The sequence below is a fragment of the Methylocaldum sp. genome (assembly GCF_039794385.1).
Lineage (GTDB): Bacteria > Pseudomonadota > Gammaproteobacteria > Methylococcales > Methylococcaceae > Methylocaldum.
Genome location: NZ_JBDIVO010000071.1, coordinates 1 through 17,667, shown reverse-complemented (window position 1 = coordinate 17,667; position 17,667 = coordinate 1). Strand labels below are relative to the sequence as shown.

Sequence of the window (17,667 nt, the reverse complement as noted above, 5' to 3'; positions counted from 1 at the left end):
GGTCTCGACGTTACGGATAGAGTCGAAGCGGAAAACCGTATGATTTGGCTCGCGAACCATGACCCGTTGACCGGCCTATATAATCGTCACCGTTTCCAACAGGAATTGGAGCGTCAATTTATCGAAGCGGATAGAAACAGCACGCGCGCCGCCATCCTTCTTTTTGATCTTGACCACTTCAAGGACATCAATGACACCAGCGGGCATCTCGCCGGTGACGCCCTACTTCGAAAAATCGCGCAGGAACTGAAAAATCGCGTGCGCAAGACTGATATCGCAGCGAGACTGGGAGGCGATGAGTTCGCCATTCTCATGCCTAGTCAGACCGCGGAAGGTGCATTGGCATTCGCCAATCTTCTGAATCAAAGACTCACCGAACAACCGCTCAAAATCCAGCAAAAAATCTTCCGGATTTCGGCAAGCATCGGTATCGCCATGATTCCCGAGCATGGAACCGTGATGGACGAGGTCATGGCGAATGCCGATCTCGCGATGTATCAAGCGAAAGATCGCGGTCGCGGCCGGGTCCATTTATTTTCTTATGACGATCAATCCAAGCAGCGTATCAGCGAACGGACGTTGTGGAAACAGGCCATCCAGGAAGCGCTTACGGCGCGCCGGCTCGTATTTCATTATCAACCGATTGCCGTCATCAAGGGGCGTGAAATCCGCTTTTTCGAATCATTAATACGTCTGAAACGGATTGACGGCTCATTGGTCGCGCCAGCAGAGTTTCTCGAATTCGCTCAGCTTACGGGTCTAATCAACGAAATCGACCGCTATGCCGTTGAAGCAAACATACGATTGCTAACCGAATTTGCTGAACGGGCTCCCGCGGGAGCTGTCCATGTGAATCTTTCAGGCTCCGCGTTGACCAATCGCGATTGGACGGTGGCTTTAAAATCGGCCCTAAAAAACAACGTGTTAAAGCCCGAGCAATTAATCTTCGAGATCACCGAGACGGCCGCCATCGCCGACTTCGGTACAGCAAAAGAAATCATGGAAGATCTCGCCACTCTGGGCTTCCGTTTCGCGATAGACGACTTCGGCGCGGGGTTCGCTTCTTTCTCTTATTTGAGACATCTACCGGTGAAATTCGTGAAGATCGACAAGAGTTATGTGACCAACCTAATCGATAACCCGCAGGATCGAGCCTTCGTCTCGGCTATCACGACACTTGCCCATGGGAACGATATCGAGGTGATCGCCGAAGGCGTGGAGAACGAAGCTACTCTTGTTGCGCTCGGCGAGTTGGGCGTCGATATGGCACAGGGCTATTTTATCGGGCGCCCGGCACCGCTGGCGGGCGATTGAACTAAGGATTGCTGATCAACAAACCGAGTTGTTCGACTATTCGATCCACAGCTCCCTGATTCGACGAAACGAAGCGTTTCCCATTTTCGCCGACCTCGCTACGAAGACATTCGTCAGTTAGCAGGCGCCCTGTCCAAAGGGCTAACTCTTCAACGTTCTTCACTTCGATTCCTCCGCCGCTCTCTTTGAGCTTGCAAGCGATATCGGCGAAATTAAACATGTGTGGGCCGAACAAGACCGGCACCCCTGCAATGGCCGGTTCGAGCACATTGTGGCCACCGATGGGCGCCAAGCTGCCACCGACGAAGGCAACATCGGAAGCGGCGTAAAAAACGCGCAATTCCCCCAGTGTGTCGAGCAAGAAGACGTCGATGGATTCGTCACAAGGCTCACTCTCACTCCTGAGCCGGATCCCCAGGCCCATCTTTTCACACTCCGCAACGACATCGGCGATGCGGTGGGGATGTCGTGGCGCGAGCACCAGTAACAGTTCAGGGAATTGGCTACGAAGCCTGTCGAAAGCGCTTAGAATTTGGCTTTCTTCGCCGGGGTGTGTACTACCCGCGATAAAAATCGGGCGTTTACCGAAAAGCGTGTCTCGCAGAGCTTTGGCTCGATCTTGCGCTTCGGTCGGGAGTTCCGTGTCGAATTTGATGTTGCCGGTTACGGCAACGGAATTCGGATCGGCACCGATCGCCACGTATCGTCTGGCGTCCTCCGGTGTCTGAGCGGCGATCAACCGGACGTGAGATAAACTTTCGCGCGTTAGGGAACGAAGCCTGAGGTAACCGCGCGCCGACTTTTCGGATAGGCGACCGTTAACAATGGCGAGGGGTATGTCTCGCAGTCCGCAGACGCGATATAGATTCGGCCAGATTTCCGTCTCCAACACGACCGCGAGTATCGGACTGTAATGCCGGATAAACCGATTTACGCAATCGGGTAAGTCATAAGGCAAATAAACATGCTTTGCTGTTTCGCCTAAAACATCTTTTATTCGCGCGGAACCCGTCGGTGTTGTCGCCGTAACGAGTATGGTACTTGCCGGAAAACGATCTTTAACCGCACGAATCAGAGGAAACGCGGCTTCGGCCTCGCCGACGGAAACGGCGTGGAACCAAATCACGCCGGATTCCGGCTCGGAATCATAGACGGCCAGCCTTTCGAGCCAGCGCTGGGAGTAAGTTGACTCCTTACGGGCCCGCCAGAAGAGGCGCGCAAGGATGGCTGGCGCAAGGAAATAGAACAGCGCTGAGTAGATTAGCCTCACTAGGCTAGCAGGGGGCGAGGGTCCACATGGCTTTACAGGCCATGTGGACGCGCTTCGGCTTTATTCAGGGACAATCGAGAGCGCCACACTGGCTACGACATCGCCGTGCAGCTGCACGGTGATCTCGTAATCGCCCGCTTGGCGGATAGGGCCCGACGGTAAGCGTACTTCGTGTTTCTGAATGCTCACGCCGGCGGCCGTCACTGCTTCGGCGATATCTTTTGTGCCGACGGAGCCATATAGCCGTCCTTCTTCGCCCGCTTTCTGAGCGATCTTTACGGCTAGTTTACCAATAGCCTCGGCTCGAGCTTGAGCCGCAGCCAAGTCCGCAGCGGCTTTCTTCTCGAGCTCGGCACGTCTTTTCTCGAACTCAGCCAATTTTTCGGCAGTAGCCGCGACCGCCTTGCCCTGTGGAATCAAATAATTCCGGCCATAACCGGGTCTGACGGCAACTTTGTCGCCGAGATTCCCTAGACCCGCAATCTTTTCTAAAAGAATAATTTCCATCGTCGAATGCCTCGATAGTTTTTAGCGTTCTAATAATGACAGCAATAGTTCAGCTCAGCTTGGCGATAGCCTTTCTCGCCAATCAAACCAAAGGTCGCTCAACCCGACTAATGCGATTGGCACGATAATATAAGGAATGAATAACAGCGCTACATAAGTTCCGACTAGCCAAGCTTTCCACGATTTGCTGCGGGATACCAATGCGTGAAGCACCGAAAAGCCAACCAACAGAAATAGCGCGAAAAGCGGAAGGCTCAAATTCAAAGCGAGCTCCGCCATTCCTCCATTCGCCGTAACAGCGACTATCAGCGCCCCTATCCCGGAATAGGGAAATGCCGCGTGCATACGGAGTTCTATGAATTCTGAACGGAATCCGCCCGGATTAAAAAGCGCTGATTGCCACCATCGGGCGATCAATAAACCCAGCATCAGGCTAATCACCAGGCTAGCGGACACGATCCCGGTCATGTAACGTGCGGCCACCGCCGAGAAGTCGTTCCAGAGCTGATCCGCATCCAAGTCCGGAGAAGCGCCATCCATCAACGGTTTGAAAAACCGTTCCAAACCTTCCATCCAAATGGACGAAGGATCCGGATGAAGCCAATAGACCGCGGTCACCATGAGAATGCCCATGATCGACACAAATCCCAAAGCGGTCGATAGCTTGCCCGATTCTCGGAGAATCGCTGCTGTTAGCCACATCGGAACCCAAAGGAGAAGCCCGTAACCAACCGCATCGGCCATGCTGCCGATAAGAGCCCCGCCTAGAGCACCCAAAACCACGATGGATGCCGCCATTATAAGGCCACCCTCGTATACGCCTTTTCGCAGTGTGGGGAGGCCTACGGCTGCCGCAGCTAATAGGCTAAGAAACGGAACGACCCAAGATGCGAGAGCCAGGGTGCAGGCCGCAAATACGGCTTGCACCCTTCCTCTCATGATAAAAGCGGCCAACGTGCGCATAATCAGGCCGCGCTTCCGCCGGAACTAAACTCACTTATTTGTGGGCGTCGGTATACGGCAACAGCGCCAAAAAACGAGCCCGCTTGATAGCAGTGGCGAGTTGCCTTTGGTATTTTCCCTTTGTTCCCGTAATCCGACTCGGGACGATTTTGCCTGTCTCCGAGATATATTCCCTCAGTACGTCGAGATCTTTGTAATCGATCTCTTTAACGCCCTCGGCGGTAAATCTGCAATATTTCTTACGCTTGAATTGGCGAACCATAGAAGACCTATTTCTTGATTAAGGTTGTCGTACGCGACCTGAAACTGGCTTGCAGCCTCAGGTATCCGATGAAGCCTCGGCTTCGTCGCCACCCTCTTCGTCGGCGTTCGCGGTGACTTCTTCGCCTCGTTCCGCTTCGGGTTCGGACTGGCCGGCTTTTGCCATCGGCGAGGGTTCGGTTACCGGCTCTTCACGACGAACCGTCAAGCTGCGCAAAACGGCATCATTAAAGCGGAACCCGCTCTCCAGTTCATCAAGGGTCTGCTGGTCGCATTCGATGTTCATCAACACATAGTGTGCTTTATGAACCTTATTGATGGGATAGGCCAATTGGCGACGCCCCCAGTCTTCCAGGCGATGGATTTTTCCATCACTGGACTCGATCATGGTGCGATAACGATCCAGCATGGCGGGGACTTGCGCGCTTTGGTCCGGATGAACCATAAAAACGATCTCATAATGTCGCATGTATGCTCCTTATGGGTTAAACAGCCTTCCGCACACGACGGTAAGGCAAGGAGTGGCGGCCTTTTGAGCTGCCAACCAGAATCAGCGATTGTAATGCGATCGCCGTGAGCTTACAAGTCAATGAATTGCTGTGAGAGAGAACGATAGCCGTGAATATACTTTGAATCGATCGGCATCGCGGATCGGATTCTCGACATTTTTCTGAGCCGAGCCGACGTCCCCACAACCGACACTCGGCCTTCTTTGTTGCGTAACGGCAAAGGCACAATAAGATTCATGCGTATAAGTTGAGTAAGCCGTTAACCGCCGTGCCTCGATCTGAGTCTGTGGGGCCATTTTCCTCTTGAGTCGAAACATGCTCCGAAAAAGGCTGGCTCCGATCGCCAAAACTTGACTGTTGATTGAAATCGAAGGGCTGCCCTCTTTCATCGGACAATCCCGACGGAGCCGTTACATTGATGTCGGCCAGCGCAATCTCCTGAGCGCCGAGCATTTCGCGTAGCTTGGGTACAGCGGCCTCGATGGCCTCCCGAACTGAAGCGTGATGGGTCGCGAAATGGACCGTCGCTTGGTCTTGATCGATCTGGATACGGATTTCCAGAGGTCCTAAGTGTGCAGGATTGAGCCTGATTTCGGCCGTCTGCAGACCTTTATCGGTCATCCATAGGATGCGTTCTCCCAGTCCTTCCTGCCATCCAGCTTGATTCAAAGGCTTATCCAATGCCGGTATCGAATCGTTGGCAACAACCGTGGTGAGCTGAGATGCCGAAGGAACCGCTTGTAACGGAAAACCGGTCTCGATCGAGTTTTGGACTCCCTCGGCGGGAACGGCGGTCGGCGGTGACATGTACTTGTCGAACTGCGAAAAGAGACTTTCACCGGCTCCACGCTTGGTCGAATCCTGACCGTCCGATTCAGCGGTAAGCAATTGCGCCAGGAGCGCATCCGGCTCTTTCACTCCAGATGACGCCATTCCGGATAAGCCCTTTTCTGCAGGCGTCAACCCCTTTTCTTCGCCTTGGGATTGATAGAAGAATTGCTCGCCGCGCAGCCCTACGCCAAGGTTGTCGTCCGAACGGGATTCACCATGATCGGCTAACTCGCTGGTCCGGAGCTCTTGGCTCGTATGAATGAGTTCGTCCTGCGAGGTGAATGCTTCTGCACTCTCAGAACCTAAAGATTCCGCCTGTTGAGAGGACGTCAACGGAATCCCATGGGCGGCGAGTGCCGCCAACAGCGAATCGGCCGCACGGTTTTCGTTTTCAGACTCCAGATCCTCATCAGGCGGCACGGTCTTAGGCAACGAATTGCCTTCCGCCGGCAAGCCGTTGCCGCCGGGCACTTCAGCACCCGAATAGTCTTGGAACTGCCGATCGGAAAATGCTTCGAGATTGGATACATACTGGAGAAGCTCCTGCAGCGGATCCGCGCCTGTTTCGTTCGTTTCCGCGGCGGCGATTTCAGGACGTTTTCCGGTCCCATTGGATCCCGTGTTCCCCTTCATCGCTTCAAATTGCCTGACCAGCGCCGCGAGAAAGGCGGCCGGGTCCGCTTTGCTTTCCGGCGAGGTATTGCCGACAAGCTGGACCAATTCAAGAATGGAAGTCGGCGCGGCCGACACTGAAGTAATAGAAGTATTGATGTTCATGTCATAAATTCCGAGTTCGCATGACCATGGTCAGCAAGTCGAATGCCAGAATGCTGAATCGAAATCATATGAATACGGTCAAGGTGCCGCCGCTTGAGCGGCGGCCCGCTCTCTCATCCTGCTCCGCTTGCTGTTTCTTTTCCTCCATGCGCGTCTCTTCCCTAAGCGAATGCTCGAAAACTTTCTTGATGCCCAGACTTCGCTTGCGCGCCGCTTCCCATTCGGCTTGGCGATTCTGAAGCTCTGCTTGCGCCGCATGAACGGCCTTTTCTTGGTCGGCGATTGCGGTATTGATCTTGGCCAGAAACATCCGGTACTCGATCAACTGACGAGTTCCGAGGCCCGCGTTTCCGGATCGTTGAAACTGGGCTGAATAATTGTCGCGGAACGTCATGAGACTATCGAGATTTCGCCGCGCGGATTCCACCTTTTTTTGGCTTTCCCCCAAAATTTGAGCCATTTGTTTCTCCCGTGATTCGGCGAGCTCCAAAACCGGGCTCAAGCGCTTCGATCGTTTCATACCTTAGTCCCGTTTTCTGAAGTTGTGAGGCATGCCGGATGTCGTTACGCGGATGCGCCCAATAATTTTTCCAAATCGTCGAGGCTTCGTTCGAAGCCGACCGCCTCGTGCAGATCCTGTTGCAGAAAACTCATGATGCCTGGATTCATGGCGATGGCTTCATCGATACGCGGATCGGATCCCTTGTGATAGGCCCCCACGCTGATCAGATCGCGATTTTGTTGATAGAGGGAGTATAGGCGTTTTAGACGCCTGGCAAGTTGCATATGCCGATCATCGGCAATGTCCGTCATCACGCGGCTGATCGAGGCTTCGATATCGATGGCAGGATAATGCCCGGAGTCAGCCAAGGCACGCGACAGCACGATATGGCCGTCCAGTATTCCGCGCGCCGCGTCGGCGATGGGGTCGTTGGCATCGTCGCCTTCGGCGAGCACGGTATAGAAGGCAGTGATCGACCCTTCCCCTTCGTTCCCGTTTCCCGCCCGCTCCACGAGTTGCGGCAGTTTTGCGAATACCGAGGGAGGATAGCCCTTGGTGGCGGGCGGCTCGTCGATCGCCAGAGCGATCTCGCGTTGCGCCTGCGCAAAGCGGGTCAGCGAATCCATCAAGAGCAGGACATCGAGACCTCGATTGCGAAAAAACTCGGCTATGCTCGTGGCCAACAAAGCGCCGTGCATGCGCATCAAAGGCGGGTAATCCGCCGGGGTTGCGATTACGACGGCCTTGGCGCGTCCTTCTTCGCCCAGAATTTTCTGCACGAACTCGTTAACCTCTCTGCCCCGCTCGCCGATCAGGCCCACCACCACTACATCGGCATTCGTGTATTTGGTCATCATGCCGAGCAGATTGCTCTTGCCAACGCCCGTTCCCGCAAACAATCCGAGCCGCTGTCCACGGCCGACAGTGAGCAAGGCGTTGATTGCGCGGACCCCGACATCCAAGGGCTCGCGGATCGGCTTCCGCGCCAGCGGATTGATCGCGCTCCCGGTCAGCGGCATCGAGCAATCGCTCTGCACAGGCCCCTTGCCGTCCAATGGCTTGCCGGCCCCGTCCAACACCCGTCCGAGCAAACCGAAGCCCACTCGCACGGAAGAGGTTTTGGTCAGCGGTATGACCCGGCAGTCCGGCTCCAAACCCTGGATATCGCCGGTCGGCATCAAATAAATCCGCTCTCCTGCGAAACCGACAACTTCCGCTTCCACGCCGTTTCCATGCGCTGTCTTGACCAGGCAACGAGCTCCGACGGCCGCTCGGCAGCCGACTGCCTCAAGGGTGAGGCCGACCATACGGCTCAGCTTGCCTTCCACCAGCAATTCCGGCGGCTCGTTGAGACGCGCGCGGTAACTGGCCAGTTTCGCGGCCCACAATTCCTTGAGTCTAGGTGCCGGAGCGAGATTGGTCATGACCGATCCTCGTCCCGTTCGCCGCCGAATAAACGTGCGATTGTCGATGCGAGGCGTTTTTCGACTGTGGCGTCGATGTAAGACGTGTCGGTCGTTACCCGGCAGCCGCCACGGGTCAAGAGCGGATCTTCGACGACCTTCCAGCGTGGCCCCAATTCGTCCAGCGCGAGTGTAGACCGAATCAGCTCCGCATCGTCCGGATGCAAGTGAAGCGCTATTTTCCGCGCACTGGATGGAAGGATTGCCATGGCTTCGCGCACCACGGCAATGATTTCGCCGGGCTCGGTTTTCAGCTCTCGCCGAATGAGCTGCTTCGCGACGGCAATCGCCAACGCGACCAGTTCCTGCTCGACGCGATCGCCCACTTCGGCCAGCGGTTCGCTCAAGCAGTCGATCAATTCCTGTAAGCGCTGGGCCAAAGACGCCGCGTTTACGCGTCCTTCGTTGTATCCCTGGCGGTAACCTTCTTCGCGGCCGTCCCGATAGCCTTGCTCCGAACCCTCTTTGAATCCAGCGGCGCGGGCTTCCTCGTAAGCTTGCTTCTGCATCGCTTCGATTTCTTCCGCCGTGGGCATCGCCGGATAGTCCGTTTCCTCCTCGACCACGACCACGGGACATTCCTCTTCGGGTTCGCCCATGACCGGCAGCTTCCACGGTTCGAGTGAAGCGAGCTCCTCTGCGGAGAAGCCTTTAAATGAGCTCATCGCTACCGCCTAACGAGAGTTCGCCGGCCTCCGCCATGCGCCTTGCAATGGCTAGAATATCCTTTTGTGCGGCCTCCACCTCGCTTAAGCGGGCCGGGGGCGCGGCCTCCAAATCGTCGCGCAACATCTCTGCCGCCCGGCGCGACATGTTGCTGAAAATCTTTTCTTTCAGCGCGTCATCGGCGCCGCGCAGCGCGAGCAATAACGAATCCGTCGACACTTCGCGAAGCAAGGTCTGGATGCCCCGATCATCGATATCGACCAGATCGTCGAATACGAACATCTTGTCCTGGATCTTTTGGCTGAGGTCCGGATTGACTTCGCTGATCTGCTCCATGATCGAGGCTTCGACGGTGCTCTCGATAAAATTGAGAATATTGGCCGCGGTTTCGATGCCGCCGAGTGTCGACGATTTGACATTCGCATTCCCGCTCAGCTGTCTTTCCATGATGTCGTCAAGCTCGCGAAGGGCCGCCGGCTGTACGCCGGTGAGCGTAGCCACGCGCATGATGAGGTCCGGCCGCGCCCGTTCAGGGAGATAGCCGAGGGTTTCCGCGGCTTGGTCGCTGTCCAATAGAGACAAGATGATCGCGATGATTTGCGGGTGTTCGAGCCGGATCAGATCGGCGATGGCGCGTGGGTCCATCCATTTGAGTTGTTCCAGGCCCTTGCTGTTGCGGCCCAACAGGATACGGTCACAAACGCTGCTGGCCTTGTCGGCTCCCAAGGCCTGGGTAAGGAGATTGCGGATATATTCTTCCGAATTCACGCCCAGGGCGGTCTGGTTGCGGATATCGTCCACGAATTTCCCGAGGACGTCTTCCACCATTGGCATGGTGATGTTGCGAAGCTCAGCCATGGCCGCACCGATTTGCTGAACCTCTTTCGGCGACATGTGCTTGAGCACTTCCGCCGCCCTATCCTGCCCGACCGTCAGAAAGAACAGCGCGGCCCTCTGCGGCCCGTCCAATCTGCTCGACTCTGCTTCAGCCATTCACGTTCATCCAGTTCTTGATGACCTGCGCGACGCGCTTTGGATCCTGATCCACTGCCCTCTGCGCGAAAACCACGCGCTTTTCATGACTTTCGGGCGCTTCCAGCATCAACAGCTCTTCGTCCTCGTTCTCCTTTGAGATTTCGCGTGGCTCGCGGGCATCGACGATCGCGCCATCTTTAGTAGCCGAATCCGCTATCTCATTCGCATCGGCGCCGGACGATTCGCCTCGTCCCACTAGGCCTTTCACCGCCGGACGAAGTACGCCGAAGACCAGCACGAGCACGATTAGCGCTGCTCCCGCTTGCTTGACGATCGACCAAAACCAATCCTGCTCCCAAACCGGCGCAACCGGCAAAGTTTCGATCTCGCTGCGGAAGGCCGCGTTGGTTACGGTAACCCGGTCTCCGCGCGCGGCATCGTACCCTACGGCCTCCTTCACCAGATTGGCGAAACGAGTCAGATCTTCCTCGCTGTAGGGTTGGAGAGTCACCCCATTATCGCCTTGTGGAACGTGCTGATAGTCGACTACCACCGCGGCGGTGATGCGGCGGATGACACCCGCCCCTAGACGGGAGTGACTGATGGTCTTGTCCAGTTCGTAATTTCGGGTAGCGCTTTTGACGGTGCTGAGAGGAGGCTCCGAAGGGTTTTGCCCGGGTTGCGCTGCGCCAGTTGTTTCAGGCGCGATACCGGCAGGCGGCGGCTGATTCGACAGGGCTCCTGGCACGCCCTGCACTGCCGAGCCTTTGTTTTGTTCCTCGTTGGTCTGTTCGCTGCGCAAGGCGGGCAGGTCCGGGTTGTAGACTTCCTGAGTGCGCTCGGTGACGGTGAAATCGATATCAGCGGTGACCTGGGTGCGAAGCCCATCCCTGCCGACCACCGGGCTCAAGATGTTTTCGATACGCTCGATGAGATGCTCCTCGACCTGCTTTTTGTAGTCGAATTGCTTGGCGTTCGGATATAGGTCATTGCCGTTGTCCTTGGCATTGAGCAGATGCCCCCGCTGATCGACGACCGTAACTTGTCCGGGTTCCAACTGCGGCACGCTGGACGCCACTAGATGGACGATAGCCTCCACTTGTCCCGGCTCCAGGCCGCGTCCCGAATGCAATTCGACCATAACGGAAGCACTGGGTTTTTTAGCTTGCCGCACGAATACCGATTCTTTCGGCAAGGCCAGATGAACGCGGGCCGATTTGACATTCCGAATGGTGGTGATCGAACGGGCAATCTCTCCCTCCAAAGCGCGTTGATACCGCGCGCCCTCAACCATTTGGCTAGCGCCAAAACCCGACTGTTTTTCCAACAGTTCGAAGCCGGTACCGCTTTCCTTGGGCAACCCCATCCCGGCCAGTTTCAATCGCACCGCATGGACCTGATCGGCCGGAACCAATATGGCGCCGGTCGCCGGCTGGATCTGGTGTTGTATGTTGAGTTTTTGCAACGCTTCGACGATTTCTCCGCCCTCCTTTTCCTCCAAGTTGGAAAACAAGGTTGCATATTCGGTTTTGTTAGCCCACAGCAGCACGGCGATCGCCGTCGCCACCGTGAACGCGAGAGCGGCGATCAAGCCGATTTGTCGGCCGCGCGGCATCCGCATCCAGGTCCTGAGGACCGGCGACGATTTCTCGCTTTGGACGACCGCGGCTTGCCCGCCCGGCACCAGGTTTTTGCTTTCGCTTTGACTGAGTTCCATCTGGCGCTATCGTTTCCGGACTACATGGGCATGTTCATGACGTCCTTGTAAGCCTCCACAAGCTTGTTCCTGACCTGTACCATGGCCTGGAACGACAGACTGGCTTTCTGCAGCGAGATCATCACTTCCGACAGATTGGCATCGGTCGCGCCGGACTCGAACGCTTCCGCCAATTTGTTGGCTTGCTGCTGAGTTTCGTTGACCTTGTCGATCGAATCCTTGAGCAAAGTGCCAAAATCGACCGCGTTATCGGTAGGCAATGCGGTGCTGCGGGCCTGATCCCGCATGATGCGCATTTGTGTGAGAACCTTATTGATATCGAGCTCGCTCATGGTAATGCCCGTTTTTTGTCACTACGCCCATAAATGCATGATCCGCGCCAACGTTATACGGCCGCCAGATGGCCGGCTTCGCGCATCTTGGCAAGCTTGTAGCGGAGCGTCCGTTCGCTGATTCCCAGCCGCTCCGCAGTCGATTTACGGCTGCCGTTCTGCTCCTTCAGCGTATCCAGAATGATTTTTTCCTCGTGGGTCCGCAGGCCGCCCATCAGCGAGTCGGCGGCGGATGAATCGGGCTCCGGCGAAATTCCGTCGCTGCCGTAGAGATCATCCTCGAACACCAGATCTTCGGGCGCGATGCGACCGCCGGATTGGAGTATCAAGGCTCTTTGAATCGAGTTGTCCAACTCCCGCACGTTACCCGGCCATCGGTAGGCCGACAGCCGATCGGCCGCTTCCTTGCTCAGTTCAGGTAACGGTTTGCCGCTACGCCAGTGACGCCGGACAAAGGCTTCCGCCAGCGGAACAATGTCTTCCTTCCGTTCCCGTAACGGCGGGATGGTCAGCGGAAAGACGCTTAAGCGGTAATAAAGGTCTTCCCTGAAAAGCCCGCGGCTGATCCATTCTTTCGGATTCCGGTTGGTGGTCGCCAATATGCGGATATCCAGTGCGAGCGGCTTGCGTCCGCCGAGACGCTCGACTTCGCGTTCCTGGAGAACCCTGAGCAACTTCGCCTGCAGGGGCAGGTTCATCTCGGATATTTCATCGAGCAGCACGGTGCCGCCTTGAGCCATTTCGAGTTTCCCAGGCACTGTTTGGACCGCTCCGGTGTAAGCGCCTTTCTCATAACCGAAAAGCTCCGCCTCGAGCATGTTTTCGGGGATCGCGGCACAGTTTATGGCCACGAAAGGGCCCTCGTGCCGAAGGGAACTCTGATGGATATAGCGAGCCAGAACTTCCTTGCCGGTTCCGCTCTCACCCTGAATGAGCACCGTTGCGTCGGATTTCGCGATCCGTGCCGCCAAGCCTAGCAGCTTTTTCATCGCCGGGCTTTCCGCCACTCGTCCGTCTGTTTTCTCCGGCTTCGGCAGGATACGTCGCGATACCTGCTCGACCAAGGTTTCCGCCGCAAAGGGCTTGACCAGATAGTCGCAGGCTCCTGCCTGCATCGCTTGAACCGCATTTTCGATAGTGCCGTAGGCGGTCATGAGGAGGACCGGAACATCCGGATAGTCCGCTCTGATGCGTTCGAGCAAGCTCAGTCCGTGCAATTTAGGCATCTGCACGTCGCTGATCACCAGTCTTACCTGCGACTCTGCCAATTTGGCGAGCGCCTCCGCGCCATCCCCTGCGGCCATGGTCCGATAACCGGCGATTTCCAAAGTATCCGTCAAGGCCTCCGACAAGGAGGGGTCGTCTTCGACGATCAAAATGTCAGTTTGCTGCATCATCTCCTCCCATAAAGGCGGCACGGCCGGAAAAGTTGCCCGGCAAAGGCGTGCCGCCAGGACTTAAAGGCAGTCGAATACGAAAGGTCGTACCAAAACCCTCCGAGGATTCGCACCAGATTCGCCCGAGATGCGCTTTGACCACGTATTCGGCGATCGCCAACCCGAGTCCGGTGCCGTTGGCTCGGGTTGTGAAAAACGGCTCGAAAATCCGTGCTCTGATGCCTTCGGCAATACCCGGACCATCGTCCGACACGCTGATGTCCAGATATCGAGGCTCGCGCCGATCCGCCACGACCGTTACGCTGCCCTCGCCGCCCATGGCGTCCACGGCGTTGCTGACCAAGTTGATCAGTATGCCCAGGAGCGCGTCGCCGTTGCCGTGCAGATCGTCTTCGTCGGACCGGTTGGCAACCGTGAAACGTATCGATTTGCCCGGCATCAACGGCTCACAGTTTTCCACGAGCTTGGTCATGAGCTCGCTGATCGAGAACCGCTCCTTGGCCAAGGTTCCCATCCGGGCGAAGGTCAGCATATCGTTGACCTGACGCTCCAAGTGGTGGAGCCGCTCGGTCAGCTTGGCTGCAAATTTCGAGCGGTGGGAAACGTCAAGATCGGATTTTGCGAGATGAGAGGCGTAGAGCAGCGCGGTTGCCAAAGGCGTGCGCACCTGATGGGCAAGGCTCGCCACCATTTCCCCCAGTGCCGAGAGTCGCCTTTGATGATCCGCCCACTCCTGGAGAGAGCGCATTTCCGTTACGTCCGTAAGGAGCACGATTTGCCCCGGTTCATCGCCGAGCGGGCTGAGGGTAAGGCTTATGGTTTTTCCATCGGGCAAGAGTCTTTGGTGGGGGTTTTCGACGATCGGCAAGGCATTCAGGACGTCGCGCCACATCCGTCCCAAAAGCGGTTCGCCGAGAAACAGCCCGGCAACCGGGTTGTACTCTACGATCAGACCGCGACCGTCGATCACGACCACGCCGCCCGGCAGAGTCTTCAGGAGTAATTGTAGGCGGTTGGCCAATAACTCTTTTTCGGCCAAGGTTTTCAGTCGCTCGCTTCGGGCAGCCGCGAGCTCTTCGCTGAGACGCGCGACTTGGGCTTCGAGGTCGAGGTAGGACTGGGTCAGATTCTCGGAAAGCGCATTGAATACCTGGAAGGCATCCTGCAAGCGCTGGGCATTGTCGAAAATTTGGTTGACCAAGGGAGCGCCGAGTCCGGTAAAAGTTGAACCTGACCGGCGAGAAGCAATCAAAGTGCCACTTTGTTGCCCCATAAAAACAATGGCTTGGACGGCCTCCTTTTGGAGGGACGTCAAATTACCGTCGTCTCTTCTCCCCGCAAGCCGTATTTGCGCAACTTCTCGACCAAAGTCGTGCGGCGCATTTTGAGAAGATTGGCGGCGTGGGCCACGACGCCGTTACACTCGTCCAGGGCCTGCTTGATCAACTCGCATTCCAGATTGTTCAAATGCTCGCGCAAGTCCAAACCTTCTCCCGGCAAGCGGGCAAGGACGAGTCCATCGGTAGCGGATACACTTTCGGCGTTCGGCTCGCGCCTGAGCGTGGCGTCTTCCGGTTTGACATACTGTTGGAATTTTTCCGGCAAATCTGCCGCATCGACGACGCCGTTTGGAAATAATATCGCCAGACGCTCGATCAAATTGGCCAGTTCACGTACGTTTCCTGGCCAATGGTACCGCTGCAAAACCCGAAGAGCGGCCGGCGTAAGCCGCATGTCTCCCCGCTTTTCGGCTTTGAGACGGGCGGTAAGATCCTCGACCAGAGTCGGTACGTCTTCCAGTCGCTCGCGCAGCGACGGTACATCGATCGGAAAGACATTGAGACGGTAATAAAGATCTTCCCTAAATCGGTTCCGGCCGATTTCCTCTTCCAGATTGCGGTGAGTCGCCGCGATGATGCGTACGTCGCACTGAATGGTCCTATTGCTGCCTACCCTCTCGAAGCAGCGCTCCTGCAAGACTCGCAGCAACTTTACCTGCATCGACAGGGGCATGTCCCCGATTTCATCCAAAAACAGCGTGCCGCCTTCGGCCATTTCGAAACGTCCTTGGCGGGAACTGAGCGCCCCGGTGAAAGCGCCCTTCTCGTGACCGAAAAGCTCGCTTTCCAGCAGCTCACCCGGTATGGCGCCGCAATTCACGGGTACGAACGGCTTGCTTCGGCGGGCGGAGTAATAATGTAAGTTGCGAGCGATAACCTCTTTGCCGGTGCCCGACTCGCCTAAGATCAGAACCGTTGCGTCGGACGGAGCGACTTGCTGAATGAGTTTGCGCGTGCGTTGGACGGCTGCGCTGGCGCCGGTCAAGCTGCGAAACAACTCCGAAGGACGGACGTTGACCACTTCCGGCGCTCCCCGGCTGATCTTTTCGAGGCAGGCGCTCAACGTCGCGTGATTGGTCGGCCAGGCCAATACGGCGGAAGCTCTGTTTTCCAGCCCGGCCGGCAAAGGTCTTGTCGGCGACTTATCCATTACTAGGACAAGCGGCGCCTGCCTGTAAAGCTCCACGATCCGCAAAACCACCTTTTCGATGTCGTCGTCCACGCCGACGAAGATTGCGTCGAATTCCGGTTCAGTTTCGTCTCTGAGGGTATCCAAATCGCATGCGATGACCTCACAATCAAGGAACCTAAGAATAATCCTCAGTTCGGTCAACAAGGCGCTATCGCTTTGGAGTAATAAAATTCGGCGCAAGCCCATCTAGTTTGCTCTCCAATGGCCCGACCCTGAAACGTGAGTCGACCGGTTCGGATGGTATGGTAAATATGCAACAACAAACGGCTTGAAAGTTTAGCCGTCAAAATATCGTCGTCAACAGAACGTTTTTTAGGCGAACATCGAAATGCATCAATTCAGCGAGCGGGAAATAGCGATATAAGCTATTTTTTATTTATTTGAAAAAAGCCGAGTCGCCGATTAGCGACACAAATATTAACGTGACGCGAACGAGACAAGGGAATAGCATGTATACTTTTGACAACAATCGACTTTATGTATCAAGGCGAGCTTTTTAATGGCCAAATTAACGCTCACATTCAGAGGCAAGTCACTCCAGGCCATCACGCTTAGGCCGGGCGAGATCAGCATAGGTCGCGATCCGTCCAATCTCTTGCATATCGATAGTCTGGCCGTTGCGCCCCAACACGCGATTATCGAGTCCACGCCCGAACAAAATATCATTCGCGAAGTCGATAGCGAGTTTCCTGTTTTCGTCAATGACAAAAAGATCGCCGAACATGCGCTCGGTCACGGCGACCGAATTACCGTCGGCAAACATGTGATTTTCTTCACCAAGGAAGAGATCTTCAGATCGGAGAGGCAAGCGGACGCCGAGTCGGAACCGGAAGTCTGGACAGACGCCGATGCCAAATTTTTCAATGGCAGCTTGCAGGTGTTGAACGGACGGCAGATCGGGCTGGTGATACCATTGAAGAAATCTTTGGTTCGTCTCGGAAAAGAAGGCTCCGGCGTGGTCATCATCGCCAAGCGCAAGAGCGGGTATTTTATTTCGCCTTTGGCGGACGGCACCTCGCTGACCATCAACGACAAGCCCGTAAAGGATCAGGCCGTGCTCTTGAACGACGGCGATCTCATCAAGGTCAATGAATCCCTAATGCAATTCTTTCAAGAGTAACCGCACGGAGCTGCTTAATGTCCAGCATCAGGCGTTCGGAAAAACGCCATTTTCATCGTATAGCTCATGACGCGCCCGCCACGCTATTTCATAAAGATGACAGCTTTCCCTGCAAAATCCTGGACCTTTCGCTCAAGGGCTGTCTGATCGAGCTCGATGCGGACCGGCCCCTTGATCCAGACTATATCTACGAACTTCGCATCGATCTGAGCGGGACGGTTCGCATCTTGATGGGCGTTTCCTTAGCCCACCGCAGCGGAACGAAGATCGGCCTCGTGTGCCAACGTACGGATCTGGACAGCATTTCCGCGCTGAAGAGGTTGGTCGAACTCAATCTGGGCGACGAGGAACTGCTCGAGCGAGATTTACAGGCGCTGGCGTCGAGCTCGGACCATTAACCCTCTGTACTACAGCCGCAGTTGTTGGTCTAAGAGGCATAGTAATCGACTGAGGAGGCCACCATGAGGGCTTACCTGGGAAACCGTTGGCCGACCCGGAGGCGGTGCTGATGGTGGACGAGACGGGCTCTCT

General features: G+C 56.0%; 18 protein-coding genes. 3 read left to right on the top strand and 15 right to left on the bottom strand.

Annotation, left to right across the window (positions count from 1 at the left end; translation table 11 throughout):
* The first annotated feature begins 39 nt into the window (after positions 1-39).
* On the top strand, positions 40-1,314 hold the full coding sequence (locus tag ABJK70_RS08715; RefSeq protein WP_347257789.1) for an EAL domain-containing protein: 1,275 nt from the start codon (positions 40-42) through the stop codon (positions 1,312-1,314).
* A gap of 1 nt (position 1,315) precedes the next feature.
* On the opposite strand, the gene waaA is transcribed toward ABJK70_RS08715, so the two are convergent.
* The 15 genes from waaA to ABJK70_RS08640 all read right to left on the bottom strand — a co-directional run bounded on the left by waaA (position 1,316) and on the right by ABJK70_RS08640 (position 16,202).
* The gene (gene waaA / locus ABJK70_RS08710) at positions 1,316-2,584 is read right to left on the bottom strand and encodes a lipid IV(A) 3-deoxy-D-manno-octulosonic acid transferase (protein WP_347257788.1); all 1,269 of its coding nucleotides are present in this window, start codon (positions 2,582-2,584) and stop codon (positions 1,316-1,318) included.
* A gap of 60 nt (positions 2,585-2,644) precedes the next feature.
* Complete coding sequence (gene rplI, locus ABJK70_RS08705) at positions 2,645-3,091, bottom strand: 50S ribosomal protein L9 (RefSeq protein WP_077732551.1); 447 nt, start codon at positions 3,089-3,091, stop codon at positions 2,645-2,647.
* Between the two features lie 54 nt (positions 3,092-3,145).
* A complete protein-coding gene (locus ABJK70_RS08700; protein ID WP_077732550.1) occupies positions 3,146-3,889 on the bottom strand; it encodes a hypothetical protein in 744 nt (247 codons plus the stop codon).
* 199 nt (positions 3,890-4,088) lie between these two features.
* Entirely contained in the window at positions 4,089-4,316 is a 228-nt protein-coding gene (rpsR, locus tag ABJK70_RS08695) for a 30S ribosomal protein S18 (protein ID WP_077732549.1), read from the bottom strand.
* 57 nt (positions 4,317-4,373) lie between these two features.
* Positions 4,374-4,784 (bottom strand): 30S ribosomal protein S6, encoded by a 411-nt coding sequence (rpsF, locus tag ABJK70_RS08690; RefSeq protein ID WP_347257787.1) that lies wholly within the window; start codon positions 4,782-4,784, stop codon positions 4,374-4,376.
* A gap of 274 nt (positions 4,785-5,058) precedes the next feature.
* Positions 5,059-6,432, bottom strand: coding sequence for a flagellar hook-length control protein FliK (locus ABJK70_RS08685; protein ID WP_347257786.1), 1,374 nt, complete (start codon positions 6,430-6,432; stop codon positions 5,059-5,061).
* 64 nt (positions 6,433-6,496) lie between these two features.
* Positions 6,497-6,952, bottom strand: coding sequence for a flagellar export protein FliJ (gene fliJ, locus ABJK70_RS08680; RefSeq protein ID WP_086134755.1), 456 nt, complete (start codon positions 6,950-6,952; stop codon positions 6,497-6,499).
* Positions 6,953-6,996: 44 nt separating this feature from the next.
* Positions 6,997-8,358: a flagellar protein export ATPase FliI gene (gene fliI / locus ABJK70_RS08675; protein ID WP_347257785.1), complete on the bottom strand. Its 1,362-nt coding sequence runs from the start codon at positions 8,356-8,358 to the stop codon at positions 6,997-6,999.
* Positions 8,355-9,062 (bottom strand): flagellar assembly protein FliH, encoded by a 708-nt coding sequence (gene fliH / locus ABJK70_RS08670; RefSeq protein WP_086134754.1) that lies wholly within the window; start codon positions 9,060-9,062, stop codon positions 8,355-8,357. Before fliH ends, fliI begins: the two co-directional genes overlap by 4 nt.
* Complete coding sequence (gene fliG, locus ABJK70_RS08665; protein ID WP_077732543.1) at positions 9,049-10,056, bottom strand: flagellar motor switch protein FliG; 1,008 nt, start codon at positions 10,054-10,056, stop codon at positions 9,049-9,051. Before fliG ends, fliH begins: the two co-directional genes overlap by 14 nt.
* Complete coding sequence (fliF, locus tag ABJK70_RS08660; protein WP_347257784.1) at positions 10,049-11,755, bottom strand: flagellar basal-body MS-ring/collar protein FliF; 1,707 nt, start codon at positions 11,753-11,755, stop codon at positions 10,049-10,051. The genes fliG and fliF overlap by 8 nt, the downstream gene beginning before the upstream one ends.
* Before the next feature lie 20 nt (positions 11,756-11,775).
* A complete protein-coding gene (gene fliE / locus ABJK70_RS08655; RefSeq protein ID WP_077732541.1) occupies positions 11,776-12,087 on the bottom strand; it encodes a flagellar hook-basal body complex protein FliE in 312 nt (103 codons plus the stop codon).
* 53 nt (positions 12,088-12,140) lie between these two features.
* Positions 12,141-13,484, bottom strand: a complete 1,344-nt coding sequence (locus ABJK70_RS08650) for a sigma-54 dependent transcriptional regulator (RefSeq protein ID WP_276205423.1) — start codon at positions 13,482-13,484, stop codon at positions 12,141-12,143.
* Positions 13,468-14,685, bottom strand: coding sequence for an ATP-binding protein (locus ABJK70_RS08645; protein WP_347257783.1), 1,218 nt, complete (start codon positions 14,683-14,685; stop codon positions 13,468-13,470). Before ABJK70_RS08645 ends, ABJK70_RS08650 begins: the two co-directional genes overlap by 17 nt.
* Positions 14,686-14,795: 110 nt before the next feature.
* Entirely contained in the window at positions 14,796-16,202 is a 1,407-nt protein-coding gene (locus tag ABJK70_RS08640) for a sigma-54 dependent transcriptional regulator (RefSeq protein WP_086134751.1), read from the bottom strand.
* Between the two features lie 313 nt (positions 16,203-16,515).
* Here ABJK70_RS08640 and ABJK70_RS08635 point away from each other — a divergent pair, with 313 nt between their 5' ends.
* Both ABJK70_RS08635 and ABJK70_RS08630 read left to right on the top strand, forming a co-directional pair.
* Positions 16,516-17,136, top strand: coding sequence for an FHA domain-containing protein (locus ABJK70_RS08635; protein WP_077732538.1), 621 nt, complete (start codon positions 16,516-16,518; stop codon positions 17,134-17,136).
* Positions 17,137-17,153: 17 nt separating this feature from the next.
* Positions 17,154-17,534 (top strand): PilZ domain-containing protein, encoded by a 381-nt coding sequence (locus tag ABJK70_RS08630; RefSeq protein WP_077732537.1) that lies wholly within the window; start codon positions 17,154-17,156, stop codon positions 17,532-17,534.
* Positions 17,535-17,667 lie beyond the last annotated feature (133 nt).